Origin of the sequence: Pantoea sp. VS1, assembly GCF_002207995.1 — a bacterium.
Classification (GTDB): Bacteria; Pseudomonadota; Gammaproteobacteria; order Enterobacterales; family Enterobacteriaceae; genus Pantoea; species Pantoea dispersa.
The window spans coordinates 1-1,341 of sequence record NZ_NHZE01000084.1 but is presented as its reverse complement, the minus strand read 5'-3'; the positions used below and the strand labels follow the sequence as shown (position 1 = coordinate 1,341).

4 protein-coding genes are annotated in these 1,341 nt (G+C 64.1%); all 4 read left to right on the top strand.

Features of this window, described 5'->3' with window-relative positions; all coding sequences use genetic code 11:
* The coding region (locus CBW22_RS23350; protein WP_176428174.1) for a TrbI F-type domain-containing protein at window positions 1–268 on the top strand (268 nt) is incomplete at its 5' end.
* The gene (gene traW / locus CBW22_RS23345; protein ID WP_088518009.1) at window positions 265–888 is read left to right on the top strand and encodes a type-F conjugative transfer system protein TraW; all 624 of its coding nucleotides are present in this window, start codon (window positions 265–267) and stop codon (window positions 886–888) included. The genes CBW22_RS23350 and traW, both read left to right, overlap by 4 nt.
* A complete protein-coding gene (locus CBW22_RS23340; protein WP_088518008.1) occupies window positions 885–1,169 on the top strand; it encodes a hypothetical protein in 285 nt (94 codons plus the stop codon). Before traW ends, CBW22_RS23340 begins: the two co-directional genes overlap by 4 nt.
* A partial coding sequence (locus CBW22_RS23335; protein WP_141097358.1) for a hypothetical protein occupies window positions 1,159–1,341 on the top strand: 183 nt, incomplete at its 3' end. The genes CBW22_RS23340 and CBW22_RS23335, both read left to right, overlap by 11 nt.

Sequence of the window (1,341 nt, the reverse complement as noted above, 5' to 3'; positions counted from 1 at the left end):
GCAGGCCGTACAGCCCGACTACGTGGTGTTTGACATGAAGGGCACCATCGACACCTTCCGCCAGCAGACCGCGCAGTCTGCGCTGGATAAGGAGAGACTGGCGGCGCTCACGAAGCGCTTCGGCTCTGCGCTGGACGCGAGCCTGTCGGACTGGCAGGCCGCGCACGGCGGCGTCATCCTGGTGAAGGGCGCGGTGGTGGCCGGCGTCACCGACATTACGCCGGCGATTCAGGCCGATATCGCCCGCCAGATGCAGGCGACGCCATGAAGCGGCTCACCACAGCGGTTGTTCTGCTCGCCACAGCGGTTATCTGGTCCGCGCAGGCGAAAGAGCTCGGCACCATCGGCCACCTGTTTCCCATTGCCGAACCCGATCTGCTGGCCTTCATCGGCCAGCGCCTGCAGGGCATGAAAGACAGCGGTGAGCTGGACCGGCTGCAGCGCGAGGCCGAGGCGCGGGTGAAGGCCCACGCCGTCAGGCCCGCACCGGTGGCCGGCCTGACGCCGGCGAAAACGGACAGGGCATTCCTGTATGACCCGACCTTCACGGTGCGGGAAACCATCCGGGACATGCGCGGCAACGTCATCGCCCGGGCGGGAGACAAGGTCAACCCGCTGGATAAGGTCGCCTTCAGCGAGACGCTGTATTTCATCGATGGCGACAACCCGCAGCAGATGGCGTGGCTGAAGCCGCAGCTCGCCGGGCAGCAGAATTATAAAGTCATTCTGGTCAACGGTAATGTGCACGACAGCAGCATCGCGCTGGACGAGCCGGTGTACTTCGATCAGTACGGTACGTTAACTACAAAATTCGGCTTTGAGCACACGCCGGTGCGCATCACGCGCGCGGACAGGATGCTGAAGGTGGAGGAGGTGGCGCTGAAATGAGTCACAACGCACGGGGGCAGATGGCCCCGAAGAAGTTAAAGCGTCATGTCGCACAGGTGCGCCTCGATGACGACGACAAATCGGGCCTGCGTCGCATGACCGCCGAGTTCCCGCTGTACTCGGAGTCGATGATCCTGCGCGCGGCGCTGCAGACGCTCCTGGCGTGCAGCGGAGAGGTCCGGTCGGCCATCGTGCTGGCCTCACTCACGGACAAAGATGTCGGCGAGGTCATGCGTCAGTACGGCATGACGGTGCTGACGGGGGTGCCTCATGCAGAATGAACTGCTGCCGCGACTGGTTAATGACTGGAAATCTTCTGAGGCTCCCGCCATGCAGCAGAATGCAGCGCCAGCCGTGCAGCCGGTCTGGAGCGCGCCCGCGCCGGAGCCCGCGTGTCGCGCGGAAATTTCGCTTTCGCCGGCGAGTATTCGTGCACTCGGTGACCTGACGGAT